Origin of the sequence: Paracoccus marcusii, assembly GCF_028621715.1 — a bacterium.
Lineage (GTDB): Bacteria > Pseudomonadota > Alphaproteobacteria > Rhodobacterales > Rhodobacteraceae > Paracoccus > Paracoccus marcusii.
In genome coordinates this window covers 1,138,258-1,153,380 of sequence record NZ_CP117466.1, presented here as the reverse complement: position 1 = coordinate 1,153,380, position 15,123 = coordinate 1,138,258, and the positions used below count along the sequence as shown (strand labels likewise).

Sequence of the window (15,123 nt, the reverse complement as noted above, 5' to 3'; positions counted from 1 at the left end):
GCCGACACCAATCAAGCGCGGTCGGTGCGCCGCGCCGCCAGCGACTGGACACCCATCACGGAGAGGACCTTGTCCTCGATATGCTGGGCGTTCAGGCAGCTGCTGTCATACATCGCCCGCGGCGCGTCGTGGTCGACGAACGCATCCGGCAGGACCATCGACCGGAAGCGCAGCCCCTTGTCGAAGGCGCCCTCCTCGGCCAGCAGATGGGCGACATGGCTGCCGAAACCGCCGACGGCGCCCTCCTCGATGGTGATCAGCGCCTCGTGATCGCGGGCTAGGGCCAGGATCAGGTCACGATCCAGCGGCTTGGCAAAGCGCGCGTCGGCGACCGTGGGCGTGATGCCCCGCGCCATCAGCGCCTCGCGCGCGGTCATCACCTCGGACAGGCGCGTGCCGAAGGACAGGATGGCGACGCCCTTGCCCTCCGCGATCATGCGGCCCTTGCCGATGGGCAGGACCTGCCCGCCCTCGGGCATCTCGACCCCGGTGCCCTCTCCGCGCGGAAAGCGGAAGGCGATGGGGCCGCTGTCATGTGCGGCGGCCGTGGCGACCATGTGGACCAGTTCGGCCTCGTCCGCGGCGGCCATGACGACAAATCCAGGCAGATTGGCCAGGAAGGCGGTGTCATAGGCGCCGGAATGGGTCGGACCGTCCTGGCCCACCAGCCCGGCACGGTCGACGGCGAACCGGACGGGCAGGTTCTGGACCGCGACGTCATGCACGATCTGGTCATAGCCGCGCTGCAGAAAGGTCGAATAGATCGCGACGAAAGGCTTCATGCCTCCCGCGGCCAGACCGGCGGCAAAGGTCACGGCATGCTGTTCGGCGATGCCCACGTCGAAGCAGCGGCGCGGAAAGCGCTGCGCGAACTGCTTGAGGCCGGTCCCGTCCGGCATCGCGGCGGTCACCCCCAGGATGCGATCGTCGCGGCCCGCCTGATCGATCAGCGCCTGCGCGAAGACCGCGGTATAGCTGGGCGCGTTCGATTTCGCCTTGGCCTGCACGCCGGTGATCACGTCGAACTTGGCAGTGGCATGGCCCTTGTCCGCGGCCGCCTCGGCCGGGGCATAACCCTTGCCCTTCTTGGTCACGACGTGGATCAGGACCGGACCGTCAGCCCGTGCCCGCACGGTGCGCAGCAGGGGCAGCAGCTGTTCCATGTCGTGACCGTCGACCGGCCCGATGTAGGAAAAGCCCAGCTCTTCGAACAGGGTGCCGCCCACGGCCATGCCCTTCAGCATCTCCTTGGCGCGGCGCGCGCCCTCCTGCAGGGCGTCCGGCAGCATGCCGACGGCGCCCTTGGCCACCGCCTTCAGCTCCTGGAACGGCCCGCCCGCATAAAGGCGCGTCAGATAGGAGGACATCGCGCCGACTGGGGGCGCAATGGACATCTCGTTGTCGTTCAGGACCACGAACAGGCGCTTGCCCTCATGGCCCGCATTGTTCAGCGCCTCATAAGCCATGCCGGCGCTCATGGCGCCGTCGCCGATGACGGCGATCGCATCGCCCGGGTCGCCGCCCAGTTCCCGCGCCATCGCGAAACCCAAGGCCGCGCTGATCGAGGTCGACGAATGCCCCGCCCCGAACGGGTCATAGGGGCTTTCCGCGCGCTTGGTGAAGCCCGCAAGGCCCCCGCCCATGCGCAGCGTGCGGATGCGGTCGCGCCGCCCGGTCAGGATCTTGTGCGGATAGCACTGATGCCCCACGTCCCAGATCAGCTTGTCGCGCGGCGTATCGAAGACAGCGTGCAGGGCCACGGTCAGTTCGACCACGCCCAGGCCCGCGCCCAGATGGCCGCCGGTCACGCTGACGGCGCTGATGGTCTCGGCCCGCAGCTCGTCGGCAAGCTGGCGCAGTTGCGCGTCGGTCAGGGTCTTCAGATCCGACGGCAGGCTAACGCGGTCCAGAATCGGCGTCTTGGGTCGATCGGTCATGGCTGGCCCTCCTCCGGGGCGGGCGTTCAAGTGTCGCGCTCGATAACGAAACGCGCGAGATCGTGCAAGTTCCCGGCAGCATCACCATAGTGCGACAGCGCATCGGTTCCCATGGCGACACGACGCCGCGCCTCGGCCTGTGCGCCGTCCAGGCCCAGCAGCGACACGAAGGTCGCCTTGCCGGCCCCGGCATCCTTGCCGACGCGCTTGCCGGTCACGGCCTCATCGCCGGTCACGTCCAGGATGTCGTCGGCGATCTGGAAGGCCAGGCCCAGGGCCATCGCATAGCGGTCCAGCGCCGCGGGATCGTCGCCCGCGATCAGCGGCCCTGCGGTCGCGGCAAAGCGGATCAGCGCGCCGGTCTTGCCACCCTGCAATTCGGTGATCGCGTCCAGGTCCAGCGGCGTGCCCGCGGTTTCGGCGGCGATGTCCAACGCCTGCCCCCAGACCATGCCCGCCGCCCCCGATGCCTGCGCCAGCGCGGACACCAGCCGCACCTGCGCTTCGGGCGCGCCGATGCGCGGATCGGTCAACAGCTGAAACGCCAGCGTCTGCAGCGCGTCGCCCGCCAGAATCGCGGTCGCATCGGTCCATTTGACATGGACGGTCGGCTGACCGCGCCGCAGGTCGTCGTCGTCCATCGCCGGCAGGTCGTCATGGACCAGGCTATAGGCATGCAGCGCCTCGACCGCCGCCGCGACCGGCAGGGCGGCATCGTCGGACACCCCATGCAGGCGCGCCGATTCCATCACCAGAAAGGCGCGCAGGCGCTTGCCGCCGTTGACCGCATAGGCCATCGCATCGCGCAGATCGCCGGGCGGCAGCGCCGTGATGGCGCGATCCAGCTCGGCCTGAACCTCGGTGCGGACACGTGCAAGGCGGTCCTGCATCACAGGCCCTCGACGGGGGTGGTGCCGGCAGGCTGGCCGTTGGCGGCCAGGGTGATCTTCTCGACCCGCTCCTCGGCCTCGCGCAGGCGGGCCTCGCAATGCGCACGCAGGGCGGCGCCGCGTTCGTACAGCGCGATCGATTCCTCCAGCGTCGCCTCTCCGGTCTCCAGCTTGCCGACCGTGGCCTCCAGCTCGCGCATGGCCTCCTCGAACGAGAGGGTGGTGATATCGCTCATCAGTCGGCCTCCATCAGCACATCGACATGGGCCCGCACGCTGCGACCCAAGGCCCGAAGGTCATAACCACCTTCCAGGCAGGATACCACCGGGGCCTTTCCCGCCGCGTCCAGGATCGCGCGTGTCAGGGCGGCATAATCGTCGTCGTCCCATTCCAGCTGCGCCAGCGGATCGTCGCGATGGGCATCAAAGCCGGCGGAAATCAGCACCAGCTGCGGCGAAAACTCCCGCATCCGGTCCAGCGCGCCCCGCCATTCCGACAAAGCCAGCGCCCCGTCCGATCCGGGCGGCAGCGGCAGGTTCACCACCTGCCCATGCGCGCCACGCTCGGACGCGGCCCCGGTGCCCGGCCACAGGGGAAACTGCTGGCTGCTGACGAACAGCACCCGCGCCTCGTCCCACAGCAGGGCCTGCGTGCCGTTGCCGTGATGCACGTCGAAATCCAGGACCGCCACCCGCTCCAGCCCGTGATGATCCAGCGCGCGTTTCGCCGCGATCGCCACAGTGCCGAACAGGCAGAACCCCATCGAGACCTCGGCCTCGGCATGGTGCCCCGGCGGGCGCAGGGCGACGAAGGCCCGCCGCGCCTCTTCGGCAAGAACAGCGTCCACCGCCGCACAGGCCCCACCCACGGCACGCAGCGCAGGCTCCAGGCTGCCGGGCGACAGATGCGTGTCCGCGTCGATCTGGCGGGTCCCCGTCTGCGGCATTGCATCGCGCAGGCCCTGCAGATAGCGGACGGGATGACAGCGCAGCACCTCGGCATCCTCCGCCACGGGCGCCTCGCGCCGGTCCAGCGCCAGCCCCTCCAGCGCCGCCATCACGGCATCATGTCGTGCCACCTGCTCGGGGTGGCCATCGGGCGTCACGTGGCGGCGGGCGCTGTCATGGGAATACAGGATCACGGTCATTCATCTCCTCCGAAGGGGCAGGCTAGAAGCCCCCGCGCATCCCGGCAACCCGCCATTTCTCCGTTGTGAAAATACCCCGAGGGAGCCCGCAGGGCGGGGGCAGCGCCCCCATGCACCCCCCTGTCAGACCGTCAGCCGTTGCCCGTCATGCCCCGCGACGGTCAGGGTCATCAGCGCCCCTTCGGGCTGGTCGCTGTCAAAGGCGACTTCGGTGAACTGTTCGGTCCGGCCAAGGCGCGGCCCTTCGGTCAGCACCCGGTGCGCAACCCCGACCTGCGCCTCCAGATGCGTGCGCAAGGCCGCATCGCCCGCCGCCCGCAGCCGCGCGGCCCGGTCGCGGATCGCGGGACCGGGCACGGCGGGCATGCGCGCCGCGGGCGTGCCCTTGCGCGCCGAATAGGGGAAGACATGCAGGAAGGTCAGGCCGCAATCCTGAACGAGCTTCAGCGAATTGTCGAACATCGCCTCGGTTTCGGTCGGAAAGCCGGCGATGATGTCGGCGCCGAAGACCATGTCGGGACGCAGCCGCCGCGCCTCCTCGCAGAAGGCGATGGCATCGTCGCGCAGGTGGCGGCGCTTCATCCGCTTCAGGATCATGTCGTCGCCGGCCTGCAGCGACAGGTGCAGATGCGGCATCAGGCGCGGTTCGGTCGCGATGGCCAGCATCAGGTTCTCGTCCGCCTCGATCGAATCGATTGAGCTGATCCGCAGGCGCGGCAGGTCCGGCACCAGCCGCAGGATGCGCATGACCAGATCGCCAAGCCGCGGCGTGCCCGGCAGGTCCGCGCCCCAGCTGGTCAGGTCCACCCCGGTCAGCACGACTTCGTTAAAGCTGCGCCCGACCAGACGCTTGATCTGCTCGACCACCACACCTGCGGGCACCGACCGCGAATTGCCGCGGCCATAGGGGATGATGCAGAAGGTACAGCGGTGATCGCAGCCGTTCTGGACCTGCACATAGGCCCGGTGCCGCCCGAACCCGTCGATCAGGTGGCCCGCGGTTTCCCGCACCGACATGATGTCGTCCACGACCACCTTCTCGGTCTCGCCGATCAGGTCGGGGGCGCGCAGGGACGCCCAGGTGGCGGGCTGCATCTTCTCATGGTTGCCGATGACCTTGGTGACCTCTGGCATGGCGGCAAAGGTTTCGGGTTCGGTCTGGGCGGCACAGCCGGTGACGATGACCGGCACGCCGGGATTCTCGCGCGACAGGCGGCGGATCTCTTGGCGGGCCTTGCGGACGGCTTCGGCGGTCACGGCGCAGGTGTTGACCACGACCGCGCCGGACAGGCCCGCGGCCTCGGCCATCTCGCGCATGGCCTCGGTCTCATAGGCGTTCAGGCGACAGCCCAGGGTGGAAAAGACCGGCGCGCTCATGCCAGCCACGCAGGCGTCAGGCACCCCTCGAAGACGATGGCGGTCGGCCCCTCCATCCAGACGCCATCCTCGCGCCAGTCGATCAACAGCTGCCCGCCCGGCACATGCACCGTCACGCGCCGCTCGGTCAGCCCGCGCCGCGCCGCCGCCACAACCGCCGCGCAGGAGCACGAGCCCGAGGCCAGCGTCGGCCCCGTCCCGCGTTCCCAGATGCGCAGCCGGATCGCGTCGCGCGACAGGACCTGCACGACCTCGACATTGGTGCGCTGCGGATACAGCGAGTGATGCTCATGCTCGGACCCGAAACGGTCCAGATCGACGGCATCGGCGTCATCCACGAAGAAGGTCACATGCGGATTGCCCATGCCGGTCGCCACCGGATCACCCGCGATGGGCAGATGATCGATGTCCACGTCCCGCGCCAAGGGGATCGCGCGCCACTCCAGAACCGGCGGCCCCATGTTGACACGGGTCAGCCCGCCGCCCGCGTCCTCGGCCAGCAGCATGCCGTGATCGGTCCGCAGGCGCAGCGACGCCGCCCCGGTCTGGTCCATCAGCCAGCGCGCGATGCAGCGCGTCGCATTGCCGCAGGCGGACGACAGCGACCCGTCCGCGTTCCAGAACACCAGGCGCGCATCCGCGTCACAGCAATCCTCGACCCCGGCCAGCTGGTCGAAACCCACGCCGCGATGGCGGTCCGCGATGCGCGCGACAAGGCCCGCGTCCGGCCGGGCCAACCCGCCGCGCAGATCCAGTACCACAAAGTCGTTGCCCAGCCCGTGCATCTTGAGGAAGGGCAGCCCGGTCGAATGAGAATGCGTCATGGCCGCGATATAGGCCGCACGGACGGATTCCGCCAGATGGGTTGATTTTTCTGCTTGACGCCACCGGCCACCCCCCCTAGGAACCGCCTCGTGATGGGCCCATAGCTCAGTTGGTAGAGCAACTGACTTTTAATCAGTGGGTCACAGGTTCGAATCCTGTTGGGCTCACCACTGTATCCTCCGATCTGCAGATCACCGGCCGCCCGCGGCGATCGCCGTGGCGGATGCCGGGGATTTCACCCGCGCGCGACATCCGGGGCACTGGTCCTCGCGGCACGCAGCGACTACATCTTGGGCATGCGCAAGATCACCCTTCCCGAACGCCCCGACCTGGCCGCCAAGGCCGCCGATGTCGGCTTCACCTTCGCCCATATGCATGGCGAGCCATATTGGGACGAAACCACCGCCTATCAGTTCACGCTGGCCCAGATCGAAGACGACCTGGAAGGCCCCGCGACCGAACTGCACGCGATGGTGCGTCAGGCGGTCGACCGCATCGTGGCCGACCCCGCGCTGATGACGCGTCTGGGCATCCCGCAGGCGCATCACGCGCTGATCGCCGACAGCTGGGCGCGGTCCGAGCCCGCGATCTATGGGCGGATGGATCTGGTCTATGACGGCACCGGTCCGGCCAAGCTGCTGGAATACAACGCCGACACGCCGACCTCGCTGTATGAATCGGCGGCCTTCCAGTGGCAGTGGCTGGAGGATCAGTTGGCGGCGGGACACCTGCCCACGGGGGCCGACCAGTTCAACGGCATCCACGAAGCGCTGGTCGAGCGGTTCCGCGAGCTGTTCGCGCCGAACACCGACATCCACTTCACCGCCGTCGCGAACAACGCCGAGGATTACGCCACGGTCGAATCGATGGCTTGGGCCGCGCGCGAGGCCGGGATGGGGGCGCATTACACCGATCTGGACAAGCTGGCCGTCAGCAAGAAGGGCCAGTTCCTGGACGCCGAGGATCGGGTGATCGGCACGCTCTTCAAGCTGTATCCGTGGGAGGACCTGCTGGCCGACGACTATGCCCGCCATATCGCGGGGTCGGGCTGCATGTTCCTCGAGCCCGCGTGGAAGGCCGTCGTGTCGAACAAGGGCCTGCTGCCCGTCCTGTGGGAGATGTTCGAGGGTCACCCGAACCTGCTGCCCGCCTTCTTCGCCGACGACGTGGCACCCGCCCTGGTCGAGAACGGCCAGCCCGATCGGTCCGTGGCCCAGGCCTTCGGGCGCGTGGCCGACCAGTTCCGCGCCGCCCATGTGGTCAAGCCGATCTTCTCGCGCGAAGGCGCGGGCGTCGTCATCGTCGAGAACGGCGCGGTCACCGAGGCGTCGGACAACCACGATTACGACGGGCATGCGCGGATCGTGCAGGCCTATCACCCCCTGCCCGAATTCGAGGGTTTCCGCCCGGTCATCGGTGCCTGGATCGTGGGCGATGCCTGCGCCGGCATCGGCATCCGAGAGGATCGCGCCCGCATCACCCAAGACCTGTCGCGCTTCAAGCCGCATTTCATCGCGGGCTGACCCGCCAAGGAGGATTTCCATGAGGACACGTTCACGGACCGTCGCCCTGACCATTCTGGGGGCGGCCGCCTTCACCGTCGCGGGCTGCCGGGACGAACAGGTCGAGGCGCAGGCCTTTCCTGACCTTGCCAGCTGCCAGGCGGCGGCGGTGAACGGCGGCCTGGTGACTGCCGATCAGTGCAGCCAGGCCTTTGCCGAGGCCGAGGCCCTGCATGTCGAGGCCGCGCCCCGCTATGACAGCCTGGCCGTCTGCGAGGAGCAGCACGGTGCCGGCAATTGCGGGTCCGAGGATCAGCAGGTGTCGCAGGGCGGGTCGGGCAGCATCTTCATGCCGCTGCTGGCGGGCTATCTGATCGGCAGCATGCTGGGTCGCGCGGGTGGCGGGATGGCGGCCTCGCAGCCGATGTACCGCAATGCGCAGGGCGGCTTCACCAACGCCGCCGGCACCACCAATTTCGGCAGCAATGCCGGGCGTGCGTCGATGTCGTCGCAGAACTTCACGCGGCCCGCCACGACCGCGGGCCAGGCGCCGATGACGCGGGCCACGGCCGCGTCGCGCGGCGGGTTCGGCGGGTCCAGCGCGGGGCGCAGCATCGGCGGCTGAGGCCGGGCCGGCGCGTCCGTGACAGGCGGACGACCGGCATCCGGTGCGGCACGGGCCAGCCCCGGTCGGCCGGATCGCCATCGGCGGGACGACAGGATCCTACCCATCCATGCCGGAACCAAATCGCCGCGCGGGCATTTGCATTGTCGAGCCCAACAATGCCGTCCGCGCGACAGGAGATCCGCATGAAAGCCCTTACCCCCCTTGCCGCGCTGCTGATCGGCCTCGGTGGCGCCGCCGGTGCCCAGGACATCACCGTGTCCTCCAAGATCGACACCGAGGGTGGCCTTCTGGGCAACATGATCCTGCTGGCGCTGCAGGATGCGGGCCTGCCGGTGCAGGATCGCCTGCAGCTGGGCGGCACGCCGATCATGCGCGACGCGATCACCTCGGGGCAGATCGACATCTATCCGGAATACACCGCCAACGGCGCGTTCTTCTTCAACGAGGCCGACAGCGATGTCTGGAAGGATGCCGAAGCCGGCTACAAGCGCGTGGCCGAGCTGGATCTGGAACAGAACGATATCGTCTGGCTGCAACCCTCGCCCGCGAACAACACCTGGGCCATCGCGCTGCGCCAGGACGTCGCGACCGAAAACGACCTACAGACCATGACCCAGATGGGCGAATGGATCGCGGGGGGCGGCGACGTCAAGCTGGCGGCATCGACCGAATTCGTGACTTCGGCCGCGGCGCTTCCGGCGTTCCAGGAAACCTATGGCTTCACCATGAGCCCCGACCAGCTGGTGCAGCTGTCGGGCGGTGACACGGCCGCGACCATCGCGGCGGCGGCGCAGCAGACCTCGGGCGTGAACGCGGCGATGGTCTATGGCACCGATGGCGGCATTGCGCCCGCCGGTTTGGTCGTGATGGAGGACGACAAGGGCGTGCAGCCCGTCTATCAGCCCGCTCCTATTATCCGCGCCGAGGTTCTTGAGGCGCATCCGGAGATCCCCGACATCCTGGCGCCGATCTTCTCGTCGCTGGACCTTGAAACCCTGCAGGAGCTGAACGGCCGCATCCAGATCGGCGGCGAACCCGCCGCCACCGTCGCGCGCGACCACCTGACCCAAGCGGGCTTTCTGGACTGATGCGCGCGCGGCTGGACCGGCCCGGCCTGCTGTTCGCGGTAATCGGTCTGGCCGGGCTGGCCCTGCCGCTGGTGCAGTTCAAGCCGAACCGCATCGTGCTGGGCGAGGGGCTGTCCCTGACCGCCGCCCTGCCCCATGGACTGATCCTGACCGTGGCCTTGGCCGCGGTGTTGGTTTCGGGCTGCCTGCGCTGGCCGCCCGCGCTGCGCCTTGGGGCTGGTGCGGCGGCGCTGCTGGCGATGCTGCTGGCCTTGGGCGCGGCGGCGACGCATCTGACCCCGCCCGACAACACCTTGGCCCGCGTCGCGCCATCGGTCGGGTTCTGGCTGATGGCACTGGCGTTCGCCCTGATGCTGGCCGATGCGCTGGCGCGGATGAACCCGGCGCTGTGGCTGCGCTGGCTGATTCTGGCCGGGGCGGTGGCCGCCATCGGCGCTATCTTGGGGTCGGGCGCGCTGGACGGGGTGTCCGTCATGCGTGAATACGCCGCCCGACAGGACATCTTTCTGCGCGAGGCGCGGGCGCATCTGACGCTGGCCTTCGGGTCACTGGCGTTGGCGCTGCTGATCGGGCTGCCGCTTGGGGTGGCGCTGTATCAGGCGCGGCGGCTGAGGGGACCGGTTCTGTCGGTGCTGAATATCCTGCAGACGATCCCGTCGCTGGCGCTGTTCGGCGTGATGATCCCCGTCTTCGGCTGGATCGCGGCCAATGTGCCCGGCGCGGCGCAGGCGGGGGTGGCGGGCATCGGCCTGTTCCCGGCGCTGGTCGCGCTGTTTCTCTATTCCCTGCTGCCGGTCGTGTCGAACACGCTGACCGGGCTGACCGGCGTGAACCCCGCCACGCGCGAGGCCGCGATCGGCCTGGGCCTGACGCGGACGCAGCTGCTGGTGCAGGTGCTGATCCCGCTGGCGCTGCCAGTGCTGCTGGCGGCGGTGCGGATCGTGCTGGTCCAGAATATCGGGCTGGCGGTCATTGCCGGGCTGATCGGCGGCGGCGGCTTTGGCACCTTCGTCTTTCAGGGCCTGAACCAGACCGCGATGGATCTGGTCCTGCTGGGCGCCCTGCCCACCATCGCGCTGGCGCTGACCGCCGGCATCGCTCTTGATCTGCTGGTGCGTTCCAGCCGGAGGTCCGCATGATCGACATCCAGAACCTGACCCGAATCTATGACGGCCGCGCCGCGGTCGACGATGTCAGCCTGACGGTCGAACCGGGCCAGATCGCGGCGTTGGTCGGCACCTCGGGGTCGGGCAAGACGACGCTGTTGCGCATGATCAACCGCCTGGTCGAACCGAGCAGCGGTCGCGTGCTGATCGACGGGCAGGACACGCGCGAGGTCGCGCCCCATCTGCTGCGGCGCCGCATCGGCTATGCGATCCAAGGCCACGGCCTGTTCCCGCATCGCAGCGTGGGCCAGAACATCGCCACCGTCCCGCGCCTGCTGGGCTGGGACCAGGCCGCGATACGCGAGCGGGTGGACGAACTGCTGACCCTGTTCCAGATGGCGCCCGACCAGTTCCGCGATCGCATGCCCCATGAACTATCCGGCGGCCAGCAGCAGCGCGTGGGCGTGGCCCGTGCGCTGGCGGCGAAGCCCGACCTGCTGCTGATGGACGAGCCCTTTGGCGCGTTGGACCCGGTGATCCGCGCCAAGGCGCAGGCCGACCTGCGCGACATCCAGCGCCAGCTTGGCACAACGCTGATCCTGGTCACCCATGACATGGAGGAGGCGGTGACCTTGGGCGACCGCATCGCCGTCATGGACAAGGGCCGCTTGGTCCAATACGCCCCCCCGTCCGAGATCCTGACCGCCCCCGCCACGCCCTTCGTGCGCGACCTGATCGGGCTGGATCAGCGACCCTTCCACCTGCTGTCGCTGACCCCGGCCCATGCCCTGGCGCGCGAGGGCCAGGCCGACGGCCCCGCCCTGCCGCGCGAGGCGACCCTGCGCGACGCGCTGGCAGAATGCCTGTGGAGCGGGCGCGACGCCCTGCCGGTCGAAGGCGGCGGCGTCATCACCTTGGCCGCCCTGCGCGCCCAGGCCGCCCCGCAGGCCCGGGCGGCGGAATGATCGGACGCATCCTGCTGGCCATGGCCGCGGTTCTGCTGCTGGCCTTCCTGATTGCGCCGGGCTGGTTCGCGCCGGTCTTTCAACCCTTCACCCGCAACAATGCGCCCGCGATCTATACCCAGACCCCGCTCTGGTCGCTGACCCTGTCGCATCTGGCGCTGGTCGGGCTGGCGGTCATCGCCTCGACCGTGGTGGCGCTGGTGCTGGCGGTGCTGGTGACGCGGCCCGCGGGGCGCGAGTTCCTGCCCTTGGCGCGCACGATCACCAGCGTGGGCCAGACCTTTCCGCCCGTGGCGGTGCTGGCACTGGCCGTGCCGATCATGGGGTTCGGCGCCGGGCCGACCCTGGTGGCGCTGTTCCTCTACGGCCTGCTGCCGGTGTTCGAGAACACCCTGGCAGGCCTGACCACCCAGCCCGCCAACGTGGCCGAGGCCGCGCGCGGCATGGGCCTGACCCATCGCCAGCGGCTGTGGCAGGTCGACCTGCCGTTGGCCCTGCCGGTGATCCTGGGGGGAATGCGGCTGACGGCGGTGATCTCGCTTGGCACGGCCACGATCGGCTCGACCGTCGCGGCCCGCACCTTGGGCGAGGTGATCATCGCGGGGCTGCTGTCGTCGAACACGGCCTTCGTCCTGCAAGGCGGGCTTGTCGTCGGCATCATCGCGGTGCTGATCCACGAAGGCTTTCAGGCGCTGGAACGGATCGCCGCCCGCCGCACCGGCCTGGACCGCTAGCGCCCCCGCAACGCCGCGGACAGCGCGCCCGTCACAGGCAACGCGTCGTCGAACCGGATCCCCGCCTCGATATGGCGCAGGTGCGTGTCCAGCAGGGACAGGGCCCGCCCCTCATCCCGCGCGGCGATGGCCGCGACGATGTTCGCATGCTCATCCTCGGCGCACAGCGTGGCGTGGCCCTGGGCGTACAGGCCGATGATCAGCGACGACCGCATCGTCAGCTCGTCCAGATAGCGGGTCAGCACCGGGTTGCGCCCGATCCGCGCCAACAGGATGTGAAACCCGCGCGACAGGCGGATGGCGGCGGGGCGGTTGTCCTGCCCGCGGGCCGCATCCTCGGCCGCCAGATGCGCCTGCAGGTCGGCCAGGTCCTGCGCGTCGGCCAGCCGGACGGCATTGCGACAGATCGTCGTCTCGATCGCACGGCGCGCCTGAAAGACATCGCGCGCATCCTGTGGGGTGGGCGTCGCGACATAGGCGCCGCGATTGGGCAGGTGATCCACGACCTGCCAGCCGGTCAGCATCGACAGCGCACGCCGCACATGGGCGCGGTTGCAGGCAAAGATATCCGACAGCGCCTGTTCGCCCAGCTTGGTCCCCGCGCGCAGCCGCTGATCGGCGATGGCGTCCAGGATGCTGTCCACGATCAGTGTTTCCAAGGGCTTGTCCATGGTTTCCAATTTGCACCTTCCTTGGGCCTTCGCAACATTGTTCCGCCCGGAAAGGCGGCAGAAAAATATGATTATAGATTGTTAACAATTCGTGATAACAATAGGGCGACTCAGGAACACGGAGACGCCAATGAAGCTGGTCGTGATCAATCCCAACTCCACCGCATCGATGACCGACAAGATCCTGGCATCGGCCCGCGCGGTGGCCGCCCCCGGCACCGACGTCGCCGGCCGCACCGCCCATGGCGCCCCCGCCAGCATCGAGGGCCATTTCGACGAGGTGATGTCCGCCGCCCACCTGCTGCGCGAGGTGCAGCAGGCCCAGGCCGAGGGTGCTGACGCCATCGTGGTCGCCTGTTTCGACGATCCCGCCATCGGCGCCTGCCGCGAGGTCGCGACCGGCCCCGTGCTGGGCATCTGCGAGGCGGGCATCAAGGCCGCCAGCATGATCGCCACGTCGTTCTCCATCGTCACCACCCTGCCCCGCTCCGTCCCGGTGATCGAGGAATTGGTGCGCAAGTACGGCCTTGACCACCAGTGCCGTCGCGTCCGGTCGGCGGAAATTCCGGTGCTGGCCCTGGAAGAGCCCGGATCGAATGCACGGCAGCTGGTTCGTGCCGAAATCCTGCGCGCCATCGAGGAGGACCGCTGCGAAGCCGTCGTTCTGGGATGCGCCGGCATGTCCGACCTGACCGAATGGCTGAGCCACGAGACGGGGATTCCCGTCATCGACGGCGTGACCGTCGCCACCAAGTTCGCCGAGGCGCTGGTCGGCGCCGGGCTGCTGACCTCCAAGATCGGGGCCTATGCGCACCCGATCCAAAAATAAGAAATCCGCCATCTCCATACAGGGAGTATCCCCATGACCCATACCGGAACGATCGCCGATCACGCCCCACATGCCCTGGACGACAAGAGACCGGGCGAGGAGAGCCTTGCCCCGCAGACCACCCGCATCATGGACCCCTGGTCCTACCTGTTTGCCTGGCTGGGCGGCTGCGTCAGCATCGGCACCTTCACCGTCGGATCGGGGCTGGTGGGCACGCTGAACCTGATCCAGACCGTCGTGGCCATCGCCATCGGCTGCACGGTCATCGGCCTTGCGCTGATGATCAACGGGCGCGCGGGCCACAAGTACGGCATCCCCTTCATGGTGCAGGCCCGGTCGTCCTTCGGCTTTGCCGGGACGCGGCTGCCCGCGCTGGTGCGATCGGTCCCGGCGATCGTCTGGTACGGCTTTCAAAGCTGGATCGGCGCCGGCGCCCTGAACCTGGTCTCCGAAACGATGTTCGGCTACTCCAACATCTGGGTGTTCTTCATAGGCTTCCAGTTCCTGCAGATCGCCCTGTCGGTGCTGGGTTTCCACGGCATCAAGTGGCTGGAGAACATTGGCGCCGTGTTCATCATCGGCGCGCTGATCTACATGTTCTTCAGCGTGATCGGGCAGTATGGCGACCAGATCAGCACCAACCTGATCCAGGCCGAAGGCACCTGGGGCGCGCCGTTCTGGGGGGCCACGATGCTGTTCCTGGGCGTCTATTCCACGATGATGCTGAACGTGTCGGATTATTCGCGCGAATTGCAGCACCGCGTGGGATCGGTGCGGCAGGTGGTGATCTATGCCAACTCGATCCTGCCCGCGACGCTGTTCATGGGGATGATCGGCCTGATGGTGTCCTCGGCCACCGGAGAGGTCGACCCGATCAAGGTCTTCTCCAGCGCGGTGGACAACCCGATCCTGCTGGTTGTGACGCTGTTGTTCATCGCCTTCGCGCAGGTGACGACCAACATCCTCAACAACGTGGTGCCGCCCGCCTATGCGATGATGGACGTGTTCAAGCTGTCGTTCAAATCGGCCGCCGTCATCGTGGGCCTTCTGGCCTTCGCAACCTTCCCCTGGCTGCTGGTGCGCGACGAATCCGCAGCGGGGCTGGGCCTGTTCATCCAGACCTACAGCGCCTTCCTGGGGCCGATCTTCGCGATCCTGGTGGTCGACTATTACGTGATCCGCCGTCAGACCCTGAACCTTGATCACCATTACGATGCCGACGGCCCCTATCGCGGCTGGAACCCGGCGGCGGTCATCGCGACCGTGGTGGGCGTGATCGTCGCGCTGATCTTTTCGGGCATCAGCTGGTATGCCAGCCTGATCCCGGCGGGGTTCACATATTGGCTGCTGATGCAGTACCTGCCATCGGCACAGCGCTTCCGCGCCTGACAGGAAAAAGGCCCCCGGTGACGGGGGCCTTTGGC

15 protein-coding genes and 1 tRNA gene are annotated in these 15,123 nt (G+C 68.3%); 9 read left to right on the top strand and 7 right to left on the bottom strand.

The genetic code is table 11. The annotated features are described in order from the left end of the window. Positions 1 to 11 precede the first annotated feature (11 nt). The 6 genes from dxs to dapF form a co-directional block, all read right to left on the bottom strand. Positions 12 to 1,937, bottom strand: a complete 1,926-nt coding sequence (gene dxs, locus PRL19_RS05610; protein ID WP_273744171.1) for a 1-deoxy-D-xylulose-5-phosphate synthase — start codon at positions 1,935 to 1,937, stop codon at positions 12 to 14. A gap of 26 nt (positions 1,938 to 1,963) precedes the next feature. Next, positions 1,964 to 2,827, bottom strand: coding sequence for a polyprenyl synthetase family protein (locus PRL19_RS05605; protein WP_273744170.1), 864 nt, complete (start codon positions 2,825 to 2,827; stop codon positions 1,964 to 1,966). Then, positions 2,827 to 3,063 (bottom strand): exodeoxyribonuclease VII small subunit, encoded by a 237-nt coding sequence (locus PRL19_RS05600; protein WP_045982791.1) that lies wholly within the window; start codon positions 3,061 to 3,063, stop codon positions 2,827 to 2,829. The genes PRL19_RS05605 and PRL19_RS05600 overlap by 1 nt, the downstream gene beginning before the upstream one ends. Beyond that, positions 3,063 to 3,974 (bottom strand): histone deacetylase family protein, encoded by a 912-nt coding sequence (locus PRL19_RS05595; protein WP_273744169.1) that lies wholly within the window; start codon positions 3,972 to 3,974, stop codon positions 3,063 to 3,065. The genes PRL19_RS05600 and PRL19_RS05595 overlap by 1 nt, the downstream gene beginning before the upstream one ends. A 123-nt stretch (positions 3,975 to 4,097) precedes the next feature. Further along, positions 4,098 to 5,351, bottom strand: coding sequence for a tRNA (N(6)-L-threonylcarbamoyladenosine(37)-C(2))-methylthiotransferase MtaB (gene mtaB / locus PRL19_RS05590; protein ID WP_273744168.1), 1,254 nt, complete (start codon positions 5,349 to 5,351; stop codon positions 4,098 to 4,100). After that, positions 5,348 to 6,175: a diaminopimelate epimerase gene (dapF, locus tag PRL19_RS05585; RefSeq protein ID WP_273744167.1), complete on the bottom strand. Its 828-nt coding sequence runs from the start codon at positions 6,173 to 6,175 to the stop codon at positions 5,348 to 5,350. The genes mtaB and dapF overlap by 4 nt, the downstream gene beginning before the upstream one ends. Positions 6,176 to 6,270: 95 nt before the next feature. Between dapF and PRL19_RS05580 the strand changes: the two genes are divergently transcribed. The 7 genes from PRL19_RS05580 (at position 6,271) to PRL19_RS05550 (ending at position 12,199) form a co-directional block, all read left to right on the top strand. Further along, positions 6,271 to 6,346, top strand: a tRNA-Lys gene (locus tag PRL19_RS05580). Positions 6,347 to 6,472: 126 nt separating this feature from the next. Beyond that, complete coding sequence (locus PRL19_RS05575; protein WP_273744166.1) at positions 6,473 to 7,699, top strand: glutathionylspermidine synthase family protein; 1,227 nt, start codon at positions 6,473 to 6,475, stop codon at positions 7,697 to 7,699. A 19-nt stretch (positions 7,700 to 7,718) separates the two neighbouring features. Next, positions 7,719 to 8,303 (top strand): DUF1190 domain-containing protein, encoded by a 585-nt coding sequence (locus tag PRL19_RS05570; RefSeq protein WP_045981552.1) that lies wholly within the window; start codon positions 7,719 to 7,721, stop codon positions 8,301 to 8,303. A 185-nt stretch (positions 8,304 to 8,488) separates the two neighbouring features. Continuing rightward, on the top strand, positions 8,489 to 9,394 hold the full coding sequence (gene osmF, locus PRL19_RS05565) for a glycine betaine ABC transporter substrate-binding protein OsmF (RefSeq protein ID WP_194886094.1): 906 nt from the start codon (positions 8,489 to 8,491) through the stop codon (positions 9,392 to 9,394). Continuing rightward, positions 9,394 to 10,533 (top strand): ABC transporter permease, encoded by a 1,140-nt coding sequence (locus tag PRL19_RS05560; protein WP_273744165.1) that lies wholly within the window; start codon positions 9,394 to 9,396, stop codon positions 10,531 to 10,533. The genes osmF and PRL19_RS05560 overlap by 1 nt, the downstream gene beginning before the upstream one ends. Next, positions 10,530 to 11,465 (top strand): ABC transporter ATP-binding protein, encoded by a 936-nt coding sequence (locus PRL19_RS05555; protein ID WP_273744164.1) that lies wholly within the window; start codon positions 10,530 to 10,532, stop codon positions 11,463 to 11,465. The genes PRL19_RS05560 and PRL19_RS05555 overlap by 4 nt, the downstream gene beginning before the upstream one ends. Beyond that, complete coding sequence (locus PRL19_RS05550; protein WP_273744163.1) at positions 11,462 to 12,199, top strand: ABC transporter permease; 738 nt, start codon at positions 11,462 to 11,464, stop codon at positions 12,197 to 12,199. The genes PRL19_RS05555 and PRL19_RS05550 overlap by 4 nt, the downstream gene beginning before the upstream one ends. Here PRL19_RS05550 and PRL19_RS05545 read toward each other — a convergent pair. Then, the gene (locus tag PRL19_RS05545) at positions 12,196 to 12,870 is read right to left on the bottom strand and encodes a GntR family transcriptional regulator (protein ID WP_139597903.1); all 675 of its coding nucleotides are present in this window, start codon (positions 12,868 to 12,870) and stop codon (positions 12,196 to 12,198) included. The two genes, PRL19_RS05550 and PRL19_RS05545, sit on opposite strands and share 4 nt — an antisense overlap. A 130-nt stretch (positions 12,871 to 13,000) precedes the next feature. Here PRL19_RS05545 and PRL19_RS05540 point away from each other — a divergent pair, with 130 nt between their 5' ends. Beyond that, positions 13,001 to 13,699 (top strand): aspartate/glutamate racemase family protein, encoded by a 699-nt coding sequence (locus PRL19_RS05540; RefSeq protein ID WP_273744162.1) that lies wholly within the window; start codon positions 13,001 to 13,003, stop codon positions 13,697 to 13,699. Between the two features lie 33 nt (positions 13,700 to 13,732). Continuing rightward, positions 13,733 to 15,088, top strand: a complete 1,356-nt coding sequence (locus tag PRL19_RS05535; protein WP_273744161.1) for an NCS1 family transporter — start codon at positions 13,733 to 13,735, stop codon at positions 15,086 to 15,088. Positions 15,089 to 15,123 lie beyond the last annotated feature (35 nt).

Excerpts from the sequence above, each read along its gene's own strand:
- PRL19_RS05595 (WP_273744169.1), bottom strand. The coding sequence starts at position 3,974 with ATGACCGTGATCCTGTATTCCCATGACAGCGCCCGCCGCCACGTGACG.
- dxs (WP_273744171.1), bottom strand. The coding sequence starts at position 1,937 with ATGACCGATCGACCCAAGACGCCGATTCTGGACCGCGTTAGCCTGCCG.
- PRL19_RS05535 (WP_273744161.1), top strand. The coding sequence starts at position 13,733 with ATGACCCATACCGGAACGATCGCCGATCACGCCCCACATGCCCTGGAC.
- PRL19_RS05550 (WP_273744163.1), top strand. The coding sequence starts at position 11,462 with ATGATCGGACGCATCCTGCTGGCCATGGCCGCGGTTCTGCTGCTGGCC.
- mtaB (WP_273744168.1), bottom strand. The coding sequence starts at position 5,351 with ATGAGCGCGCCGGTCTTTTCCACCCTGGGCTGTCGCCTGAACGCCTAT.
- PRL19_RS05575 (WP_273744166.1), top strand. The coding sequence starts at position 6,473 with ATGCGCAAGATCACCCTTCCCGAACGCCCCGACCTGGCCGCCAAGGCC.
- PRL19_RS05570 (WP_045981552.1), top strand. The coding sequence starts at position 7,719 with ATGAGGACACGTTCACGGACCGTCGCCCTGACCATTCTGGGGGCGGCC.
- dapF (WP_273744167.1), bottom strand. The coding sequence starts at position 6,175 with ATGACGCATTCTCATTCGACCGGGCTGCCCTTCCTCAAGATGCACGGG.
- PRL19_RS05555 (WP_273744164.1), top strand. The coding sequence starts at position 10,530 with ATGATCGACATCCAGAACCTGACCCGAATCTATGACGGCCGCGCCGCG.
- PRL19_RS05560 (WP_273744165.1), top strand. The coding sequence starts at position 9,394 with ATGCGCGCGCGGCTGGACCGGCCCGGCCTGCTGTTCGCGGTAATCGGT.
- PRL19_RS05605 (WP_273744170.1), bottom strand. The coding sequence starts at position 2,827 with ATGCAGGACCGCCTTGCACGTGTCCGCACCGAGGTTCAGGCCGAGCTG.
- PRL19_RS05540 (WP_273744162.1), top strand. The coding sequence starts at position 13,001 with ATGAAGCTGGTCGTGATCAATCCCAACTCCACCGCATCGATGACCGAC.
- PRL19_RS05600 (WP_045982791.1), bottom strand. The coding sequence starts at position 3,063 with ATGAGCGATATCACCACCCTCTCGTTCGAGGAGGCCATGCGCGAGCTG.
- PRL19_RS05545 (WP_139597903.1), bottom strand. The coding sequence starts at position 12,870 with ATGGACAAGCCCTTGGAAACACTGATCGTGGACAGCATCCTGGACGCC.
- osmF (WP_194886094.1), top strand. The coding sequence starts at position 8,489 with ATGAAAGCCCTTACCCCCCTTGCCGCGCTGCTGATCGGCCTCGGTGGC.